Annotated in this window: 17 protein-coding genes and 3 tRNA genes; 18 read left to right on the top strand and 2 right to left on the bottom strand. The window is 51.7% G+C overall.

Annotation, left to right across the window (positions count from 1 at the left end):
* Nucleotides 1-8 precede the first annotated feature (8 nt).
* The 4 genes from folC (at nucleotide 9) to purF (ending at nucleotide 3,978) form a co-directional block, all read left to right on the top strand.
* The gene (folC, locus tag PSI9734_RS00500; protein ID WP_173919169.1) at nucleotides 9-1,286 is read left to right on the top strand and encodes a bifunctional tetrahydrofolate synthase/dihydrofolate synthase; all 1,278 of its coding nucleotides are present in this window, start codon (nucleotides 9-11) and stop codon (nucleotides 1,284-1,286) included.
* A gap of 2 nt (nucleotides 1,287-1,288) precedes the next feature.
* Nucleotides 1,289-1,873, top strand: a complete 585-nt coding sequence (locus tag PSI9734_RS00505; RefSeq protein WP_173919170.1) for an SPOR domain-containing protein — start codon at nucleotides 1,289-1,291, stop codon at nucleotides 1,871-1,873.
* A gap of 78 nt (nucleotides 1,874-1,951) precedes the next feature.
* Nucleotides 1,952-2,437 carry a CvpA family protein gene (locus tag PSI9734_RS00510; protein WP_173919171.1) on the top strand — a complete coding sequence of 162 codons (486 nt, stop codon included), beginning with the start codon at nucleotides 1,952-1,954 and terminating at the stop codon, nucleotides 2,435-2,437.
* A 20-nt stretch (nucleotides 2,438-2,457) separates the two neighbouring features.
* Entirely contained in the window at nucleotides 2,458-3,978 is a 1,521-nt protein-coding gene (gene purF / locus PSI9734_RS00515; protein ID WP_173919172.1) for an amidophosphoribosyltransferase, read from the top strand.
* A 58-nt stretch (nucleotides 3,979-4,036) separates the two neighbouring features.
* On the opposite strand, the gene astB is transcribed toward purF, so the two are convergent.
* Entirely contained in the window at nucleotides 4,037-5,383 is a 1,347-nt protein-coding gene (gene astB / locus PSI9734_RS00520; RefSeq protein ID WP_173919173.1) for an N-succinylarginine dihydrolase, read from the bottom strand.
* Nucleotides 5,384-5,621: 238 nt separating this feature from the next.
* Here astB and topA point away from each other — a divergent pair, with 238 nt between their 5' ends.
* From topA to PSI9734_RS00575, 11 genes are all read left to right on the top strand, one after another.
* A complete protein-coding gene (gene topA, locus PSI9734_RS00525) occupies nucleotides 5,622-8,255 on the top strand; it encodes a type I DNA topoisomerase (protein WP_173919174.1) in 2,634 nt (877 codons plus the stop codon).
* Between the two features lie 104 nt (nucleotides 8,256-8,359).
* Nucleotides 8,360-8,767: a hypothetical protein gene (locus PSI9734_RS00530; RefSeq protein WP_173919175.1), complete on the top strand. Its 408-nt coding sequence runs from the start codon at nucleotides 8,360-8,362 to the stop codon at nucleotides 8,765-8,767.
* Nucleotides 8,764-10,272 carry a hypothetical protein gene (locus PSI9734_RS00535; protein ID WP_173919176.1) on the top strand — a complete coding sequence of 503 codons (1,509 nt, stop codon included), beginning with the start codon at nucleotides 8,764-8,766 and terminating at the stop codon, nucleotides 10,270-10,272. Before PSI9734_RS00530 ends, PSI9734_RS00535 begins: the two co-directional genes overlap by 4 nt.
* Nucleotides 10,269-11,459 carry a hypothetical protein gene (locus tag PSI9734_RS00540; protein ID WP_173919177.1) on the top strand — a complete coding sequence of 397 codons (1,191 nt, stop codon included), beginning with the start codon at nucleotides 10,269-10,271 and terminating at the stop codon, nucleotides 11,457-11,459. Before PSI9734_RS00535 ends, PSI9734_RS00540 begins: the two co-directional genes overlap by 4 nt.
* Nucleotides 11,456-11,914: a hypothetical protein gene (locus PSI9734_RS00545; RefSeq protein ID WP_173919178.1), complete on the top strand. Its 459-nt coding sequence runs from the start codon at nucleotides 11,456-11,458 to the stop codon at nucleotides 11,912-11,914. Before PSI9734_RS00540 ends, PSI9734_RS00545 begins: the two co-directional genes overlap by 4 nt.
* A 1-nt stretch (nucleotide 11,915) precedes the next feature.
* Nucleotides 11,916-13,316 (top strand): GspE/PulE family protein, encoded by a 1,401-nt coding sequence (locus tag PSI9734_RS00550; protein ID WP_173919179.1) that lies wholly within the window; start codon nucleotides 11,916-11,918, stop codon nucleotides 13,314-13,316.
* Nucleotides 13,304-14,341: a type II secretion system F family protein gene (locus tag PSI9734_RS00555; protein WP_173919180.1), complete on the top strand. Its 1,038-nt coding sequence runs from the start codon at nucleotides 13,304-13,306 to the stop codon at nucleotides 14,339-14,341. The genes PSI9734_RS00550 and PSI9734_RS00555 overlap by 13 nt, the downstream gene beginning before the upstream one ends.
* Nucleotides 14,342-14,377: 36 nt before the next feature.
* Nucleotides 14,378-14,818, top strand: coding sequence for a type II secretion system protein (locus PSI9734_RS00560; RefSeq protein ID WP_173919181.1), 441 nt, complete (start codon nucleotides 14,378-14,380; stop codon nucleotides 14,816-14,818).
* 17 nt (nucleotides 14,819-14,835) lie between these two features.
* Nucleotides 14,836-15,081 carry a hypothetical protein gene (locus PSI9734_RS00565; protein ID WP_173919182.1) on the top strand — a complete coding sequence of 82 codons (246 nt, stop codon included), beginning with the start codon at nucleotides 14,836-14,838 and terminating at the stop codon, nucleotides 15,079-15,081.
* Nucleotides 15,078-15,797, top strand: a complete 720-nt coding sequence (locus PSI9734_RS00570; protein WP_173919183.1) for a hypothetical protein — start codon at nucleotides 15,078-15,080, stop codon at nucleotides 15,795-15,797. The genes PSI9734_RS00565 and PSI9734_RS00570 overlap by 4 nt, the downstream gene beginning before the upstream one ends.
* Entirely contained in the window at nucleotides 15,794-16,510 is a 717-nt protein-coding gene (locus tag PSI9734_RS00575; protein ID WP_173919184.1) for a TadE/TadG family type IV pilus assembly protein, read from the top strand. Before PSI9734_RS00570 ends, PSI9734_RS00575 begins: the two co-directional genes overlap by 4 nt.
* On the opposite strand, the gene folD is transcribed toward PSI9734_RS00575, so the two are convergent.
* On the bottom strand, nucleotides 16,507-17,367 hold the full coding sequence (gene folD, locus PSI9734_RS00580) for a bifunctional methylenetetrahydrofolate dehydrogenase/methenyltetrahydrofolate cyclohydrolase FolD (protein ID WP_173919185.1): 861 nt from the start codon (nucleotides 17,365-17,367) through the stop codon (nucleotides 16,507-16,509). The genes PSI9734_RS00575 and folD overlap by 4 nt on opposite strands.
* A gap of 242 nt (nucleotides 17,368-17,609) precedes the next feature.
* On the opposite strand from folD, the gene PSI9734_RS00585 reads away from it, so the two are divergent.
* The 3 genes from PSI9734_RS00585 (at nucleotide 17,610) to PSI9734_RS00595 (ending at nucleotide 17,900) form a co-directional block, all read left to right on the top strand.
* Nucleotides 17,610-17,686 (top strand) — tRNA-Pro (locus tag PSI9734_RS00585).
* A gap of 29 nt (nucleotides 17,687-17,715) precedes the next feature.
* A tRNA-Arg gene (locus PSI9734_RS00590) sits at nucleotides 17,716-17,792 on the top strand.
* A gap of 32 nt (nucleotides 17,793-17,824) precedes the next feature.
* Nucleotides 17,825-17,900, top strand: a tRNA-His gene (locus PSI9734_RS00595).
* The last annotated feature ends 30 nt before the right edge of the window (nucleotides 17,901-17,930 follow it).

The following is a 17,930-nucleotide window of genomic DNA, read 5'->3' on the forward strand; positions in this document are numbered from 1 at the left end:
GTCGCAGTATGAATTCAACTGTTTCAGCACCTTCAGCAACAGCCGGGCTCGATGCCTGGCTGTGTTATTTAGAAGCCCTGCACCCGACGGAAATAGACCTGGGCCTGAGCCGCGTTCAGCAGGTCAAAGAACGACTGAATATCGACCCTGGCAAAGCGCAAGTGTTGACCGTTGCAGGCACCAATGGCAAAGGCTCAACAGTGCGCTACCTTGAGAGTATTTTGCGCGCTGCTGGCTACCGTACGGGCGCCTATATTTCCCCCCATATTTATCGTTACGAAGAGCGGGTTCGACTTCATGGGGCGCTGGCAAGCGCCGATGATTTTGTCCGTGCCTTTGCCGCGATTGAACAAGCGCGCGGTGATATATCCTTAACGTACTTTGAGTTTGGCACCTTAGCTGCCTTTTGGTTGCTGCAGCGCAGTGAACTTGATGTATGGATTTTAGAAGTTGGTCTAGGTGGGCGTTTAGATGCCGTCAATTGCTTAGCTGCAGACGTGGCCATGGTAACCTCGGTAGGCATTGACCATATTGGTTTTCTCGGCAGTGATCGCAACGGCATTGCCGCGGAAAAAGCCGGGGTTTTCCGAGCTGGAAAAGGCGCGGTGATAGGGGAACCAGACTTTCCAAAACAAGTGTTAAGCGAACTGCAAACCAAGGGTATCGAGCCACAATGTGTGGGTCACCAGTTTAATTATCAGCAAACCAGTGCCGACCACTGGACCTTTACCGGGCGGCGCAGTCAATTGCAGGCACTGCCGATGCCGCAATTGCCATTACCCAATGCTGCGACGGCACTAATGGCGCTTGAACTATTGAATTTACCGGTGACCGAGCAGGCCATTCGAGAAGGTTTAGTGAAGGCGGCAGAGCCGGGGCGCCTACAGTATGTGGCCGGTAATCCGGACTATTTGTTAGACGTTGCACATAACCCCCATGCCGCTGCCTTTCTGGTTGAGCATTTACGCAACCGGTTCGGCTCACGGCCAATTTACGCGGTGTTGGGGATGCTCAAAGACAAAGACATTGCAGGTACGCTGGAACAACTCAAACCGGCGGTTAGTGCATGGTACCTTGCGGATCTTGAAGGACCTCGTGGCGCCAGTGCTAAGGAGTTAGCGTCGGCGTTAGGTGAGGTAACGAACCAGCAACCGCCGCTTAGCTATCCCTGCGTCACCGATGCGTTTCGCAGCGCCTGTGACGCTGCTAGAGAGTCGCAACAACAACCACTAGTATTGGTGTGCGGGTCGTTCTACACTGTGGCTAAAATACCCAACGCGGAGTAAGCATGGCATCGCAATTACAAAATCGTATTGTTGGCACGATTATTTTGGTCGCCTTGGCGGTCATTATTTTACCGGAGCTGTTAGATGGCAAGGAAGTTCGTCAACAACAGGAATTTGAGGCCATGCCCTTACAGCCTGAGACAGACGTGGTAGAGCAGGAGGTTCAGTTACCCGCCACCGAGCTTGAAGGCACCCCCATTGAGGTCGGCCAAACGGACGCCGCTGAGGACCCCACGCAAGCAACGCTTGAGACCGCAGCGAAGGCACCGGAGATGACCGAACCTGAACCTACTTCGACCACCAGCACCGACCAGCCGCAAACTGCACCACCGACTGAGTCGCTCGCCGAACCTGGCTATGTGATTCAATTGGGGGCTTTCAGCAATGCAGAGTCCGTTGATAAATTAATCGAACAGTTGCAAGGGCAAGGTTTTACCGCCTACGGAGAAACCGTGCAGGCGAATGGCAAACAGCTGACGCGACTGTTAGTGGGACCGGCCTTGACGGAAACCGAGTTGCAACAACAACTGCCCAAGTTAAAAGAATTGACTGGGCTCAACGGTCGAGTGGTTCGCTTTGAACCGTAAAGCTCAATAAAAAGTGGCGTTTTTCCGATCGATTTCTGGTAAACTGCGCGCCTCTTCAACAGCCTTAGGATAGCCCTTATGGTCTGGATTGATTATGCCATTTTAATTGTTATTTCGCTGTCGACACTCGTGAGTTTAGTGCGTGGCTTTGTTAAAGAAGCAATGTCGCTTGCCGTGTGGGTTGCAGCCTTCTTTATTGCCAGCTGGTATTATGCTGATCTCGCCAGTTGGTTTACCGGTCTTGATGATCCCATGATACGCAATGCGGTTGCCGCACTTGCGCTGTTCGTAAGCACCTTAATTGTTGGTGCAGTGGTCAACTATGTGTTGGGCCAACTGGTACAGAAAACCGGTCTCACCGGAACCGATCGCGTTCTAGGTGGTGTTTTCGGTGCCTTACGTGGCGTTCTCATCGTCAGTGCACTGTTATTTTTTATGGACAGCTTCACCGGCTTGGCAAGTGTCGAGTGGTGGCAGCAGTCGGTGTTGATCCCGCATTTTGGTATCTTCATTCAGTGGTTTTTTGAATATTTTGAGCAAACATCTAGTTTTCTCCCCAACTAAGCAAATGAGGTTGTCGTAGCATGTGTGGCATTGTGGGCATAGTAGGTAAAGATCCGGTCAATCAAGCGTTGTACGACAGCTTGACGATGTTGCAGCACCGTGGACAAGACGCTGCAGGCATTATGACCGTACATAATAAGACGTTGCGTTTGCGTAAAGGCAACGGGTTGGTGCGTGACGTATTTCATACCCGTCATATGCATCGTCTTCAAGGGCGTATTGGTATTGGCCACGTGCGCTATCCTACAGCGGGCAGCTCTAGTTCTGCTGAGGCGCAGCCGTTTTACGTGAATTCACCGTTTGGTATTGCCATGGCGCATAACGGTAATTTGACGAATGCCGCTGAGTTGCAAGAACGCCTGTTTGCCAAAGCCCGTCGTCACATCAACACCACGTCAGACTCAGAAATTTTACTGAACATTTTTGCCCATGAGCTCTATCAGCAGCAAAGCCTAGAACTTAGCCCTGATGATGTGTTTGCCACCGTGAGTCGTGTGCATCGTCAAATTCGTGGTGCCTATGCCGTCGTAGCTATGGTGATCGGCCATGGTGTGGTTGCCTTTCGTGACCCTTGGGGTATTCGGCCATTGGTCTTAGGACAACGAGAAACCGAGCACGGTAACGAGTATATTGTCGCTTCAGAAAGTGTCGCCATTGACGGTACTGGCTTTGAATATTTGCGTGACGTTGAGCCCGGTGAAGCAATTTACATTACTGAAAACGGTGAGTTGTATTCGCGTCAATGTGCGGATAACCCACAGCATTGTCCATGTATTTTTGAGTACGTTTACTTCGCTCGGCCTGACTCGTTTATCGACAAAATTTCCGTTTACGCATCGCGCGTGAACATGGGCCGTAAGCTAGGTGAAAAGATAAAACGCGATTATGCCGATCTAGCGATTGATGTAGTGATTCCGATCCCTGAAACCAGTTGTGATATTGCGTTGCAAATTGCCAATGTGCTGGAAATTCCATACCGTCAGGGCTTCGTTAAAAACCGCTATATAGGCCGTACGTTCATCATGCCGGGACAAACCCTGCGACGTAAAGCCGTGCGCCGTAAATTGAACGCTATTGGCGCAGAGTTCCGTGGCAAGAATGTGTTACTGGTCGATGACTCGATTGTGCGAGGCACCACATCGGAACAAATTATCGAAATGGCGCGTGAAGCCGGAGCAAAGAACGTTTACTTTGCGTCAGCAGCGCCGGAAATTCGTTTTCCTAATGTCTATGGTATTGATATGCCAAGTGCTAACGAGCTTATTGGGCATGGCCGTGAAGCCTCTGAAATCAATGCGCTGATTAAAGCTGATGGGCTTATTTATCAAGACTTATCAGACTTAATTGCCGCGGTTAAAGAAGAAAATCCATCGATTAACCAGTTTGAAACCTCGGTATTTAGCGGTGAATACATCACCGGAGATATTAATCAAGGATACCTCGATCGCCTTGATGCCGCGCGCAATGATATTGCTCGTAACGGTGAGGAAGATACTGAAGATGCAAACCTTGAGATGCATAACGAAGACGACGAAAACTAGTCGTTGTCTGCTAGGTAGCTGAAACTAAATGCCCGCGTTACAACGCGGGCTTTTTTCGTTAGTCCAGTTGGAACGGGTACACCGAACCGAGCTTTAAAATTTGAGTGAGTTCATCAAGAGCTGTGCGCGACTCAGTAAGTAGCTGGGGGTCGCGTAGATCAGCAACACTAAGTTCGTCACGGTAATGTTGGTCAACCCACTGATTCAATCGCTCGAACAAAGTGTCGTTCATCAGTACTGCAGGGTTCACCGCTGCTAATTCATCGTCGTTTAGCGCAACGCGTAAGCGCAAGCAGGCCGGCCCACCACCGTTACGCATGCTTTGTTTAACATCGAAGAAATGCACCTTCTTAATCGGTGTATCACGTTGTACCAACTGCTCTAAGTACGCCGCAACCCGTGGATTATCCTGACATTCGGTGGGGGCGATAATCGCCATGGTACCGTCAGGCATTGTCAGCAGCTGGGTATTAAACAAGTAAGTCTGTACCGCGTCAGCTACCGACACTTCGCTGGTTTTAACACAAATAAAGTGCAGCGGCTCATCGCCAAACTTTTGTTGTATTTCAGCGAGCTTGGCTTCGGTGTCTAAAAACGCTTGCTCGTGATAGAAAAGCACGTTCTGGTTACCGACGGCAATCACGTCATTATGGAATACGCCCTGATCAATAACATCGGGGTTTTGCTGAATATAAACGGTATTCTCATCACTCAAGCCATGGAGTCGTGCAATCGCTTGCGATGCCTCAAAGGTTTGGCGAGCTGGGAACTTTTGCGGCGCTGGTTGGCTGGCATCAAAGGCATAACGGCCAAAGGTGAAAATTTCGACCCCGGCATGGCCGTACTGCGAGCATAAGCGCGTATGGTTGGCCGCGCCTTCATCACCAAAGTGTTCATTATCGGGTAAATGTAAGTGATGCTCGAAATAGCGTGAATTGGCGAACATAGCTTGTAGTATTCGGCCGCTGGTCATCGGCTCAAGCGAGCGATGAAACTTATTGGTCAGGTTGGCTGGGGTAAACTGCACGCGACCATTGGCTGTGTCGGCGCCAGGAGATACCGTCGCGGCATTGGCGGTCCACATACTCGAGGCGGAGCACACCGCTTGATAAATCTGCGGCGCTTCGGTGGCGGCTTTATAAAGGACATCGCCATCGGTACCGGTAAAACCAAGGCGCCGCAATATGGTGATATTAGGGCGTTCATGGGGGGCGAACACGCCTTGCACCATACCCATGTCGTGCAGCGCTTTCATTTTTGCCAGCCCTTGCTTTGCAGCTGAACGTGGACTCGAGACCGCTTTAGCGTTCGACAGTGAGGCCACATTACCGAATGATAATCCGGCGTAGTTATGGGTAGGGCCTACTAAACCATCGAAATTGACTTCAAAGTGCTTAGTGCTCACGAATTTCCTCCATTGCAGTTGCAAGCCAGTTAACAATGGCTATTATACTCACATGTGAGCGCTTGTGTAAGCCTTACTGTCGTGCAACGCCGCGTGTTTTGAGGTGATCCGAAATGTCCCTGCATGGCTATAAGCGATAAACGAATTTTTATTAATTTTGACAGGTATGGTTGTTTCATCTGTGTAGAAACGATATATCTAAAAAAGAATCCCATCTTATTAGGTTGCAAAGAGACGCATGGCAAAATCGCTAGTTATTGTCGAGTCGCCGGCCAAGGCGAAGACCATTAATAAATATTTAGGCAACGATTTCGTAGTTAAATCGAGCGTTGGCCACGTGCGTGACTTACCCACTCGAGCTACAGTGGAAGTTGCTAAGAAGTCGCCAGCGGAAGTTCGGAAGATGTCGCCAGAGGCGAAAGAAGCCTATCGTCAAGAACGTGAGTTTCGCAAGCTGGTGGTGCGTATGGGGATTGATCCTGAGCACAACTGGGATGCCCATTACGAAGTTCTGCCGGGTAAAGAAAAAGTCGTTAATGAATTACAGAAGCTAGCCAGCAAGGCAGATGCGATTTATCTCGCAACGGATTTGGACCGCGAAGGGGAAGCTATTGCATGGCACCTGCGGGAACTTATTGGTGGTGAAAGTGAGCGTTTTCGTCGGGTGGTTTTTAATGAAATCACAGAAAATGCGATTCAAGAGGCGTTTTCAGAGCCCGCAAGCCTGAATATAGATCGGGTTAATGCCCAACAGACTCGGCGCTTCTTAGACCGCGTGGTCGGCTTTATGGTTTCGCCTTTGTTGTGGAAGAAAATTGCCCGCGGCCTTTCTGCTGGGCGCGTCCAGTCGGTTGCAGTGCGTTTGGTTGTTGAGCGGGAGCGAGAAATCAAAGCCTTTGTGCCAGAAGAGTATTGGGACATCTACGCCGACTTGACCACCGAACAGCAAGCCGCCGTGCGCATGCAGTTGGCGAAGCACTTAGGTAAAACCTTTAAAGCGACCAACAAAGAGCAAGCGCAACAGGTTGTTGAGGCCTTGCGAAAGGCTAAGTTTGAGGTGGTTAACCGCGAAGACAAGCCTACGAGTAGTCGTCCGTCGGCACCTTTTATTACCTCCACCTTGCAACAAGCGGCCAGTACGCGGCTTGGCTTTGGCGTGAAGAAAACCATGATGTTGGCCCAGCGTCTCTACGAAGCTGGTCACATTACTTACATGCGTACCGACTCAACGAACCTTAGCGGCGAAGCAGTTGCAACCTGCCGTGACTTTATCAATAAAGAGTTTGGTAAAGACTATTTGCCAGAAAAGCCCAACCGCTATGGCGCCAAGAAAAACGCACAAGAAGCGCACGAAGCGATTCGTCCATCGAGTGTCAAAGTTCGCTCTGAGCAACTGAAAGACATGGAACGCGATGCTCAGCGTTTGTATGAATTGATTTGGCGGCAGTTTGTTGCCTGTCAGATGACTCCGGCACGCTATGACGCGACCACTATTACGGTCGCTGCCAGTGATTACGAGTTGAAAGCGCGAGGCCGCGTGATGCGCTTTGCGGGTTGGACAAAGGTTCAGCCACCGGCAAGTTCGAAAAGCGCCGAAGACGCAACCTTACCGGATGTGAAAAAGGGTGATCACCTGAACTTAAAGGACATCGACCCACAGCAACACTTCACCAAACCGCCAGCGCGTTTCGGCGAAGCTTCATTGGTAAAAGAATTAGAAAAACGTGGTATCGGTCGGCCGTCGACCTATGCCGCAATCATTTCCACGATTCAAGATCGTGGTTATGTACGCGTCGAAAACCGTCGCTTCTATGCGGAAAAAATGGGTGAAATAGTTAACGACCGACTGGTTGAAAACTTTGCGCGCTTGCTTAACTACAATTTCACTGCGGAAATGGAGCAGGCCTTGGATGACATCGCCGAGGGCAACCGTGAATGGAAAGAAACCCTAGACGCATTCTATGCCGAATTTTCCGATAAGCTTGCGCAAGCAGAAATGCCTCCGGAAGAGGGCGGTATGCGTGGCAATGAAATGATACTCACGGATATCGATTGCCCTAAGTGTGGCCGTAAAATGGGTATTCGCACCGCATCTACCGGGGTATTCCTGGGGTGCTCGGGTTACGAACTACCGCCAAAAGAACGTTGTACGCAAACCATCAATTTGCTACCGGGCGAAGAAGCGGTAAAAGTCACCGATGAGGACGAAGCCGAGACCGAAGCGTTACGAGCCAAGAAGCGTTGCCCTGAGTGCGGTACAGCAATGGACAGTTACCTTATCGATAAAGAACGCAAGCTGCACGTCTGTGGTAATAATCCAGCGTGTCCTGGCCAGTTAGTCGAGCAAGGTGAGTTCCGTATCAAAGGCTATGATGGGCCAGTACTCGAGTGTGATCGTTGTGGCAGTGACATGCAGTTGAAAACCGGGCGTTTTGGCAAGTACTTCGATTGTACCAATGACGATTGCAAAAACACCCGGAAACTACTTAAAAGTGGCCAGCCTGCGCCACCGAAAGAAGATCCCGTGCCGTTTCCAGAGTTGCCATGTGAAGACTCCAAAGCACACTTTGTGCTGCGTGATGGCGCCTCGGGCGTATTTCTATCGGCCAATACTTTTCCCAAGTCGCGTGAGACTCGAGCGGTAAAAGTTGCTGAACTGAAGCGCTTCAAAGATCGCATTCCGAAAAAGTTCTATTATTTAGCTGATGCTCCGACCGAAGACAGCGCTGGCAATGAAGCCATTGTGCGTTACAGCAGAAAGCAGAAAGAACAGTACGTGATCACCGAAGAAAACGGTAAGCCTACCGGTTGGCAGGCCCATTACCGTGATGGCGAGTGGGTCGAAAAGGAAACCAAAAAACGTAAGAAATAACCCGTCCACAATTGCGTTTTCGGACGCTTGTGCGAGCTCCATCTAGCGACTAAAGTTGCTAGACATCGTCAAGGAAGGCGATGCATGAATGACATGGAGGTCGTATGTTTTTGTTCTCTACATGGACATCAGTCCTATGGCGCATCGTCGCAAGCAGTCTGTTCTTTAGCTGCTTGTCGGCGACGCCAGCTTACGCTCAGCAAAGCTGCCCACCCTTTAGTTTCGATTCGGCGCCACCAGTAGCAACCGAACGCGCCACTAATAAGGTTACCTTTGAGTTACAAGCGGGCTTACTCAAGCCGCAAATTGAGCGTCTGCTCGCCCGCCACTTTGATGTGCAAGAACTTGATTGGCAGGCCTCTCCGCATTATCGCTGGTCGACGGACTTTACCTTAACGGCGGCGAACTGGGACCTTGCACTTGAAAAGCTGTTAACCCCCTATCAGCTACACCTCACCCTCTATGCGAATCATTCTGCTGTCGTTCGTGCCAACGCTGGAGCACGGCCATGAACCTATGGCGGGGCGTCGGCAGCCTGACCTTGACGATACTGTTGCTCAGTTGCAGTGCGGCGCCTGAGCCGCAGCAACTTGCGCAACGCCAAGCGCGCGCACTTGCCGAGTTAGCGCAGTTAGCAGCCCCCGCAACCACGGACTCAATCGCCGGCACTGTCAGGCGCACAGAACAACTTTATGTACCGCAAAGCGCTGACATAGCTGCGGATCTGCCGGCATGGTACAGCAAGCCGGTCAACATTAATGCCAAAGGCGTCGCCCTCGAAGATTTGCTAGCGGATGTGTTTGCCGATCTGCAGCTGAGTATCACCTATAGCGACACGGAGTTACGGCAACAGCCGGTGCAGCTCAACTTTGCTGGCGCCCGTGGTGTCGTTTTACAACGCTTGGCAGCGCAGTTTGATTGGTATTTAGAAATGACTGAGCACAGTATTCGTTGGAGTCGTTGGCGCACAGCAGAATTTGACGTGGCGTTTATCGCTGGGGCCAGTGACTTCTTTATGGGAAATAAAGAACGGCGACAACAGCAAGCGAATCAGGGTACCGCGCAACCACGTGCAGCGATGCAAGAAAGTAGTGATCAATTCAGTAATTTTAGCCATGCAAACTTAAGCGTCTGGGATGATTTACAACGGGCCCTTGGTTTATTGCTGTCAGAGCAGGGAGTGTTGAGCATCAACCAAAGCTCGACCTCAGTGTTAGTGAAAGATCGACCGCGCCATGTTGCGCAGATAGAAGCCTATCTTAGTCAACAAAACGAACGTCTAACGCGCCAAGTGGCCATCGAGGTGCGCATTGTCGAAGTGAGCTTTAGCGATGAAGATCAACTGGCCATTGATTGGCAGGCACTGGCTCAAAGTGCCGGAGGGAATGCCGTCGTGGGGCTCGCCAGTGGGCCTCTTAATGACCTCGGCGAAGCCTTGGGCGGGCAATTGTTTTGGCAACGTCAAAGCGGCCGTGCGGCAGGCTCTGAGGTGTTTATTGAAGCCTTGCAACAACAAGGTTTAGTGACCATTAATAATCAGCCTCGCTTACTGGGGTTAAACAATCAAATTGCGAAAATTGCGCTGCAAGACAACGCCACCTACTTAGCTGCAGCGAGTACCACCAATACACTGAATGTTGGCGCGACGACAAACTTAGAGCCAGGTATTGTGACCACCGGGTTTGAGCTTTATGTGTTGCCCAGTATTCGTGAAGATGAAGTCATTTTGCAATTATCGACCGAGCTTTCTGACTTACTGCGGATCGACGAAGTGCGCTCCGGAGAACAACTCATCCAAACGCCCCATACCAATCGCAAACAGTTCTTTATGCAAGCGGTAGTGGGTGATGGACAAACGCTATTGTTGTCAGGTCTGCGTAATGAACGTGAGCAACTAACCGAGCAGCAGTCGTGGCTAAGCTTTTTGTTGGGCGGAAAGCAACAGCAGCAGCGCCACCACAGCGAAACTCTGGTACTGCTAACACCGACCATAGTGCGTCGTGGGGTGGCGCAATGAGCGACTTTTGGCTAATTGATGGTTGGCGACAACAAAGTCGTACCACTCGAGACATCGACAATTACCTGCAACAAGCTAAGCAACGTGGTTTTAAAGGTTATGTTGTAGGTCGTCAGGGGCGCACTTACTGGTTAGCATGCGGCAGTGATGCTTTAACCAGCCCTACCCATGATGCTGCACTCTGTGTGCGGAACCATTTTAAGAAGTTAAAGCAAGCGGTTTACCTGAGCTTGTGGCAGGGAATGATTGTTTGTATTGCCTGGCAGGGTGAGCGGTTACAGCATTGTTTGAGCTGTCCGCACGATACCGACGGCATGTTGCAACTAGAGCTGGTGCTGCAGCGTATTAAACGTCAGGCCGAGGCACAGGCCACGGTGTTGATCGCCAAACAAACACCGACGACCTTGGCTGAGTTTTGTCAACAGCAGTTAGCGCAATGGCAACTGCTGCTTGAACAGCCACAGTTACGAGATTTAAAACCCACCGCCGCGTTGCAGTTGCGCTCATTGCAACAGTTGCCACCATGGCAGCGTCGGCAACGTATTTGGACCAGTTGTTTGTTACTTATGCTAGGTGGTGCTGCCAGTGCTTGGTATCTATGGCCGCAATTTGAAGCGCCACCGAACGAAGTAGTGCAACGCCGATTGGCGCCACCGCCAGGTACGGCGGTGCAGTTATTAGAGCAGTTGCCGCAATTGTTTGCTGGGTTCGAACATTTCGCAGGTTGGCAATGGCGCTCAGCGCAACTTCAAGGGCAAAGTTTACAGGCCATCGTGGTTGCTAGCTATGGCCGTGATGATGAGCTCGGTAGCCAGTTACCGGCCGGTTGGCAACATCAGGAGCAAGCGCAACAAGTCGTACTGACACGCGCTGTTGTAAGCCATGAGTTAGACCTATCGAGCCCGGCGCCTGAAACAACGTGGTTGATCGAAGGCCAGCGCTATTTTCCACAGCTGAGTATCAGCCGGGTGCAGTCCAATCAGAATACCGATTACCGCTGGCAACAGTGGCAATTAACCTTGCCGACAACGACCTTGACGGAACTTACTCGCTTGGCCGCATTGCTGCAGCAGCCCAATCTGCGTATTGCCGCGTTGAAGTTACAAAATGGTAAACAGCTAACCGCACAAATTACACTACGCCTTTATGAACCTTTACCGTTAACACAAGGAGAAGCGAACTCATGATTGAATTTAGTTTTGTGATAATGGTCATGGCTGGTTGGTCAAATGACCTTGCGGTTCCTGCAACCAACACGCCGTTGCAACAGCAGCTTAAGCAGGTCAGTGAGTTGCGCATTGAAGAATTAGAGGAGTTAAAGTCAGCGGCGCAGGTTCGTAGGTTACAGCACCAACTTCAGGTGGCGCAATTGCGGCAACAGATCACCGAGGTCACCACCGGCCAGGTGACGGCAACAGGCCCCCAGCCCAGCACTAGCCATGGGCTTGATAATGTGAACTTGCTCAGTGTGGTACGCAACGGGCAACAGGTAACCATATGGCTGCAACGCGGTGAAAAACGCTTTAGCGTGCAACCGAATCGTAGCAATGGTGAACAACTGCAGGTGCAGCTACAGCGCGACGAATTAATTTTGCGCCAGGCTGGCGAGCAGCGCCGTTTTTACTTGCAAGGAGATTGGTAACATGCGCTACATCACGCCAACGGAATGGCAAGAAGTGTCCGCTGACCAGCACTATTTGAATGAGTGCTTGGCCATCACCGAACAACAGAATGAAAGTGATACGGCAGTGGTAGTGACCGCCGACGGTTGCCTCATAGCGACCGCAGAGGCTTGGCAGCATGCCTCGTTGGCACTGCTCAATTTAAAAGTAGAACTGCAAGCTCGCCAACAATTTCGCACCAGCTTGCTTGGCGAAGTACGTGATGTGCGAAGTTTTCTCCATGATGCTGAAGCAAAGCGCCAACAGCAACAGCAGCAAGCAGGGGCTGCCAGGCCGTTTGACCGAACTCGAGCCCAGCTTGCGTTAGAAGATCTCATTTCCCAAGCATTGTTGTTGGGCGCGTCGGACATTCACTTAGTGTTTGATCCACAACGGGCAAGTTTGGCGTTTCGCGTGCATGGCTGCATGGTAGGGCATGTCGAGCGCTCCCGTGAAACTCTAGCGGCAGCTATCGCCGCAGCGCTGAATACGCGTTCGGATGACTTTCATGAACTATTCGATGAGCAACGCTTGTCGAGCGCGAGTATCAATGTAGTGGTGATGCAGCATGGCGAGCCGCAACGCTTGCGTTTACGGGTGCAAAAATCACCGACCCGAAATGGCTTCGCGGTGACGATGCGATTGCAGCTTGAACGTCAATCTATTCAACGTTTTACTGAGCTGGGCGCAAGCGCAGAGCTGATCGCTAAACTTAGCATTGCGCTGGAACAGGCGAACGGTCTGTTGATTATTGTGGGGCCTACGGGGCAAGGCAAAACCACCAGTTTAGCGGCGCTTAACTTAATGATTCCACCAGATCATAAAATCATTTCACTGGAAGACCCGATTGAAATTATCCAACCACATATTGAACAAAAGCCGGTGGCAGTTGATCACCCCGAGCTGAACTTTGCCAACATGGTTAAAGTGGCTTTGCGTGAAGACCCCGATGTGATCTCAATCAGTGAAATTCGTGACGCGAAAACCGCCCAAGCGGCGTACACGGCCGCCTTAACCGGTCATCTGGTGACCGCAACCTTGCATGCACATGACTGCTTCGGGGCGTTGCAGCGGTTAAATGACTTGGGACTGACAAATCGTGTACTTGCACAGCAGGGCGTGCTCTGTGGTGTGTTAGCTCAGCGGCTGGTAAAGCAAGTGTGTCAGCACTGTCAGGGGCAGGTTCCGGCTAGTGGTTGCAGCGGCTGTCAGAATAGTGGGGTAGGCCAGCGTCGGTTGGTGACTGAGTTTTTAGAGGTGACCGGCGAACTTTGTAACGCCTTACGCAACGATGAACTTGATAACTACCGCATGGAGTTACAACAGCGTGGTTGGCGCACATTGACACAGCAACTGCAGGCGGAGGATCTATGTCAGGTTTGAAGACATCGTTGAAGCGTGCGAATCAATTGGCCTTAATTGAGGATATTGCGTTGGCCATTGGCGACGGACTTTCAGTTGCACAGGCGTGTCAGGAGCTACAGCAACATGCAATGCAGCAAGGTTTAAAGCGTGAACAACGTGCCATCGAGGCAATGCAGGGAGCCGTATTTAGCGGTGTACCGATGGCAACGGCCATGCAGCAGTGGTTCGCTAACGATTTGTGTATGTTGGTGAGTATTGGTGAGCGTAGCGGTTTGCTCGATCAACTGGTTGCCGCCCAGCGCCAGTTCGAGCAACAAAGAGCGGCGGCGATTCAAGGCTTCTGGCGGCCGCTGATTTACCCTTTTTTAATGCTGCTGATAACGATGTTTGCTTGCTATGCCGTCGGCCAAAACGTCATGCCCAAACTGGCAGGTGGCTTACCAGAACTGCATTGGCCGGTACTCAGTCACTATTTATTAAACCTGAGTTCGGGCCCCTGGCTACCGCTTCTGGGCTTGGTGTTGATAGTGGTGCTGGTGGTGACGTGGGGGCCGTATCCGTTGATTGATCTACGGCGTGCTGGTTGGCGCTGGAGCGCGGCACGAGGAGCCTTTGTGATCCGCCGCTATTTTGATGGGGTGCTGTTATTGCAATCGCTGACCGTGTTACTGCGGGCAGGCACGCGGCTCGACCGTGCGTTACAGGCAATGCAGGAGTATGGCGCAGGCTCGTTAGCTTACGCCTTACCAGAATTGCGGCAACGACTTGCCAATGGCGAGCGCCGCCTAGTGGCGATTCTTGATTGCGGACTCCTATCACCAAGAATGCTTTTTAGGCTTAGCAATGGCAGTCGTAATGCGACCGAACATGGCACCTTACAGCGAGTTGCCCGCTATGCAGCGGCGGATGCGGTAGCGGCGTTGCGGCGTTTACGGGTGACGCTACAGGCGTGTTGCTATGCACTTATTTTAGGATTGCTGTTGGTCACTGTCGGAGGCATGGGCAGTATGCTGATGGCCGTGACCCAGCAGCATGTTCGTTAAAACGTGGCAGTAAATAATCAACATGGAGTGTTAAAAATGAAGAAACAACAAGGTTTTACCTTTATTGAAGTGCTCACCGTACTAGGCATTATTGCACTAGCGACGATTGGAACATTAGCTGTGCGCGATTGGGCGGTGGGAAATTCGCGGGTGAGTGAGGCCAAAAATCAAATTATAACGGTGCAAGCGGGAGCGCAGTTATGGCGCCCGCGCAGCGGAGACTTTACCGGTATTACCATGAGCTCAATGTCTGCCATTGCGGCGGTACCTGAGGCATGGGGAGATGGTGCTGGCATCAACCCATGGGGAGGTGCCATTGCGGTCGAAGCTGACCTAAGTGATTCCACACATTATGTAGTGACTATGTCAGGAATCGCTCAAGATGGTGAAGGGGCGCGTCTAGCTCGTGATTTCACCGACTATACCATCGATAGCAGCTATACCTCGGGCACGCTGACGCTGCGCTTTCAGGGATAGGGAAGGGAGGATCACGCATGCAGCACAAACCCCCTATGGCTCATCAGTCTGGTTACTTACTCGTCGAGTGGGTGATTGCGGCAGCAAGTTTAGCGGGGTTTGCGCTATTGCTAATGACCTTACTACAGGCCCGCGAGCCTCAGTATCAAAGGCAACAGCTGCAGCAACAGCAGCAACGCGATGACCATCGACAACAGCAGCGCTTACGTGACGTAAACGAACAGCGTTGGTTGCTGCAAATGCAACAAGGACCCTTAGGATGAAACATCGTGGCTATATTTTATTTGAGTTGGTGCTGGCATTAAGCTTGCTAGCCGGTTTACTAGTATTGAGTCAGCAATGGATGGCACGTGAACAAGCGGCACAGCAACGCAGCCATTGGCAACTGGAGGCTCATGCGCTACTGACTGCGATAGAGCAGTTTTGGCTGTCTGAAGCACGCCTACCAGAGCCGTTAAGTGAGCTAATTACGAAAGGCTATATCGCGCAAATATGGCAACCATGGGGCGCGCCATGGCAGTTATCCACCCAGGCAAATTTGCTGCGCTTACAGACACCAGCAGCGTCGGTAAGTGAAGCAAACTGGTTAGCACAACGAATTGCCGGGGCCGACGTGAGTCACACTGGTGATTTGCGCTTGCATGTTTGGCAGCCGGCGGTGTTAGCGCTGCGAGAGCGCTACCTGCATCGTATTGAAGATCCGCAACATCCGCAGTACTCGACCATGGCGGCCGACTTAAATATGAATGGCTATAGCGTCAAAAATGCGGGCTTGGTCGAAGCACAGTTAGTGGTTGCCCAAAGAGCGAGTGCACAACATGCTGACATTGACGACTTACGTAGCTCAAGTTTGACGGCAGCTGATCTAACTGCACAGCAAGCGATCATTGCTGGGTATGATGTTCAAAGCGTCGTAGCGCGACTCCAGCAACTAGAACAGCAATGGCAAGCCTGTCGAACGCAAGGTGGCTGTCAGTGACTGGCTCTGGTTGGCGGCGCCGCCGCCGAGCGAATTCTCAATCAGGACAAGCCGCCGTTGAGGCATTAATTGTGCTGCCGGTGGTCGTGCTAACGGTATTGCTAGTGGTGCAACTATTGTGGTTAGTGTTTGCCAACGCAACCTTTCGCGTGGCTGTTAGTTACAGCCTGCGAGCCGGCAGCATAAACCATGGCTCGCGGCTGGCGATGGAGCGCACCTTAGTAGCGGCAATGGCAAGCCTTGAGCCAGTTTGGTTTGCCGGCGAAGCGCCAGAACCAAGTCGGTTTGAGCTGCGCCGAATGCAGTTAAAGGTAACGGCCAAACAGTGGCTGCATTACCAACTGACAGGTAGGTTGCAGGTTCATCGTCCCACTGCTGAAACGTCACGCGAGGAATCAGAGCGACGCTACGATTTAACGTCGGCGCGCTGGCTTCAGGAGCTAGCTATCGATCATGCCAGGACGCGTACGAGCCAGGCGGATGCCCAGCGTTGGCAGCGACAGCGTGAGTTAGATATTGAGGTGTGGTGGTGCCTACCGCTTGAAGTGCCCTTTGCTGCTCAGGTCCTAAGCCAGATGAAACAGTGGTGGGGCGATCCGGCTCAACGTCACTGTGCCGTGCGAGAACAACTGCTTGGCCGGCCTATGTGGGCGTTACAGCGGCGCCTAGCCGCGCCGCTGCAAAGTGGTTACCGTGAAGGGCTTAACCCTTAGCCGGGGGCATGCCAAGTGTCACAGGCTTGCAAGGTATTTTGCATTAGGGTTGCAACGGTCATTGGGCCAACGCCACCGGGTACCGGCGTGATGTAACTGGCGCGTTCAGCAGCAACTTCAAACTCTACGTCACCCTTAAGTTTACCGTCAGCGCCACGATTGATGCCGACATCAATGACGACAGCGCCAGGTTTAATCCATTGACCCGGAATAAAGTTCGTTTTGCCAACTGCAACCACCACCACATCGGCGCGTTCGACGTGCTTTTGCAGGTCGTTGGTGAAGCGATGGCAGACGGTTGTGGTTGCGCCGCCGAGCAGCAACTCAAGGCTCATGGGCCGACCAACAATATTTGAGGCGCCAACAACCACCGCATTAAGACCATGCAGGTCGAGGTCGATAGATTCAAATAGCGTCATGACACCGCGCGGCGTACAAGGGCGTAATGCTGGGTTGCGCTGAGCCAAGCGCCCCATGTTAAAGGGATGAAACCCGTCAACATCTTTAAACGGGTCAATGCGCTCGAGTAATGCTTGGGCGTCTAACCCTTCAGGAAGAGGGAGTTGCACTAATATACCGTCAACGCTGCTATCAGCATTGAGTTCATCGATTAAACTCAATAATTCACTCTGGCTGGTGCTTGCCGGAAGGTCGTAAGACTTAGAGCTAAAGCCAACTTCTTCACAAGCGCGGCGTTTACTGCCGACATATACCTCTGAGGCCGGGTCTTCACCAACTAAAATAACCGCTAAGCCAGGTGCCCGAAGCCCTTGTTCAATACGTTGCTGAACACGTTCTTTCACTTGCGTGCGAACCTGTTGTGCGACTTTTTTTCCGTCAATAAATTGCGCGGTCATGTTGCTCCTCAAAGCTCACTCTAAAAAAGGTCTATAAAGATGCTTATTTTTACACGTTTTATGGCATGATTGTAGTTAAGTTTGCGGCATCGCACGGTCGCTGGTGTTGAATTTAACGACGAATTGTTGCAAATTTCAGCAGTCAGGCGAATTCACCAAAAAAAGGTTTGACGCTGCCATGAGCAGCAGGTAATATTCGCCCCCGTTGTCAGGCCGCGTCCTGCACGGGTTTTTGAAGATGTCGGCGAGTAGCGCAGCTTGGTAGCGCACTTGTTTTGGGTACAAGGGGTCGCTGGTTCGAATCCAGTCTCGCCGACCATTTTCAGTAGTACCGCGATGTTGTACCATGCGCCCGTAGCTCAGTTGGATAGAGCAACGGCCTTCTAAGCCGTCGGTCGCAGGTTCGAATCCTGCCGGGTGCGCCAATTTGCCCTGGCAAGACATAACAACAGTAGTGGTGGCTGTAGCTCAGTTGGTAGAGCCCCGGATTGTGATTCCGGTGGTCGTGGGTTCGAATCCCATCAGCCACCCCATTTTTCTGAAAGTCCCCCAAAGATTTATAC

This window comes from Pseudidiomarina piscicola, from assembly GCF_902806985.1.
Taxonomy (GTDB): domain Bacteria; phylum Pseudomonadota; class Gammaproteobacteria; order Enterobacterales; family Alteromonadaceae; genus Pseudidiomarina; species Pseudidiomarina piscicola.

Excerpts from the sequence above, each read along its gene's own strand:
- PSI9734_RS00530 (WP_173919175.1), top strand. The coding sequence starts at position 8,360 with ATGTTTTTGTTCTCTACATGGACATCAGTCCTATGGCGCATCGTCGCA.
- PSI9734_RS00570 (WP_173919183.1), top strand. The coding sequence starts at position 15,078 with ATGAAACATCGTGGCTATATTTTATTTGAGTTGGTGCTGGCATTAAGC.
- folC (WP_173919169.1), top strand. The coding sequence starts at position 9 with ATGAATTCAACTGTTTCAGCACCTTCAGCAACAGCCGGGCTCGATGCC.
- PSI9734_RS00545 (WP_173919178.1), top strand. The coding sequence starts at position 11,456 with ATGATTGAATTTAGTTTTGTGATAATGGTCATGGCTGGTTGGTCAAAT.
- PSI9734_RS00560 (WP_173919181.1), top strand. The coding sequence starts at position 14,378 with ATGAAGAAACAACAAGGTTTTACCTTTATTGAAGTGCTCACCGTACTA.
- PSI9734_RS00565 (WP_173919182.1), top strand. The coding sequence starts at position 14,836 with ATGCAGCACAAACCCCCTATGGCTCATCAGTCTGGTTACTTACTCGTC.
- purF (WP_173919172.1), top strand. The coding sequence starts at position 2,458 with ATGTGTGGCATTGTGGGCATAGTAGGTAAAGATCCGGTCAATCAAGCG.
- topA (WP_173919174.1), top strand. The coding sequence starts at position 5,622 with ATGGCAAAATCGCTAGTTATTGTCGAGTCGCCGGCCAAGGCGAAGACC.
- PSI9734_RS00540 (WP_173919177.1), top strand. The coding sequence starts at position 10,269 with ATGAGCGACTTTTGGCTAATTGATGGTTGGCGACAACAAAGTCGTACC.
- PSI9734_RS00555 (WP_173919180.1), top strand. The coding sequence starts at position 13,304 with ATGTCAGGTTTGAAGACATCGTTGAAGCGTGCGAATCAATTGGCCTTA.
- PSI9734_RS00505 (WP_173919170.1), top strand. The coding sequence starts at position 1,289 with ATGGCATCGCAATTACAAAATCGTATTGTTGGCACGATTATTTTGGTC.
- PSI9734_RS00535 (WP_173919176.1), top strand. The coding sequence starts at position 8,764 with ATGAACCTATGGCGGGGCGTCGGCAGCCTGACCTTGACGATACTGTTG.
- folD (WP_173919185.1), bottom strand. The coding sequence starts at position 17,367 with ATGACCGCGCAATTTATTGACGGAAAAAAAGTCGCACAACAGGTTCGC.
- PSI9734_RS00510 (WP_173919171.1), top strand. The coding sequence starts at position 1,952 with ATGGTCTGGATTGATTATGCCATTTTAATTGTTATTTCGCTGTCGACA.
- PSI9734_RS00550 (WP_173919179.1), top strand. The coding sequence starts at position 11,916 with ATGCGCTACATCACGCCAACGGAATGGCAAGAAGTGTCCGCTGACCAG.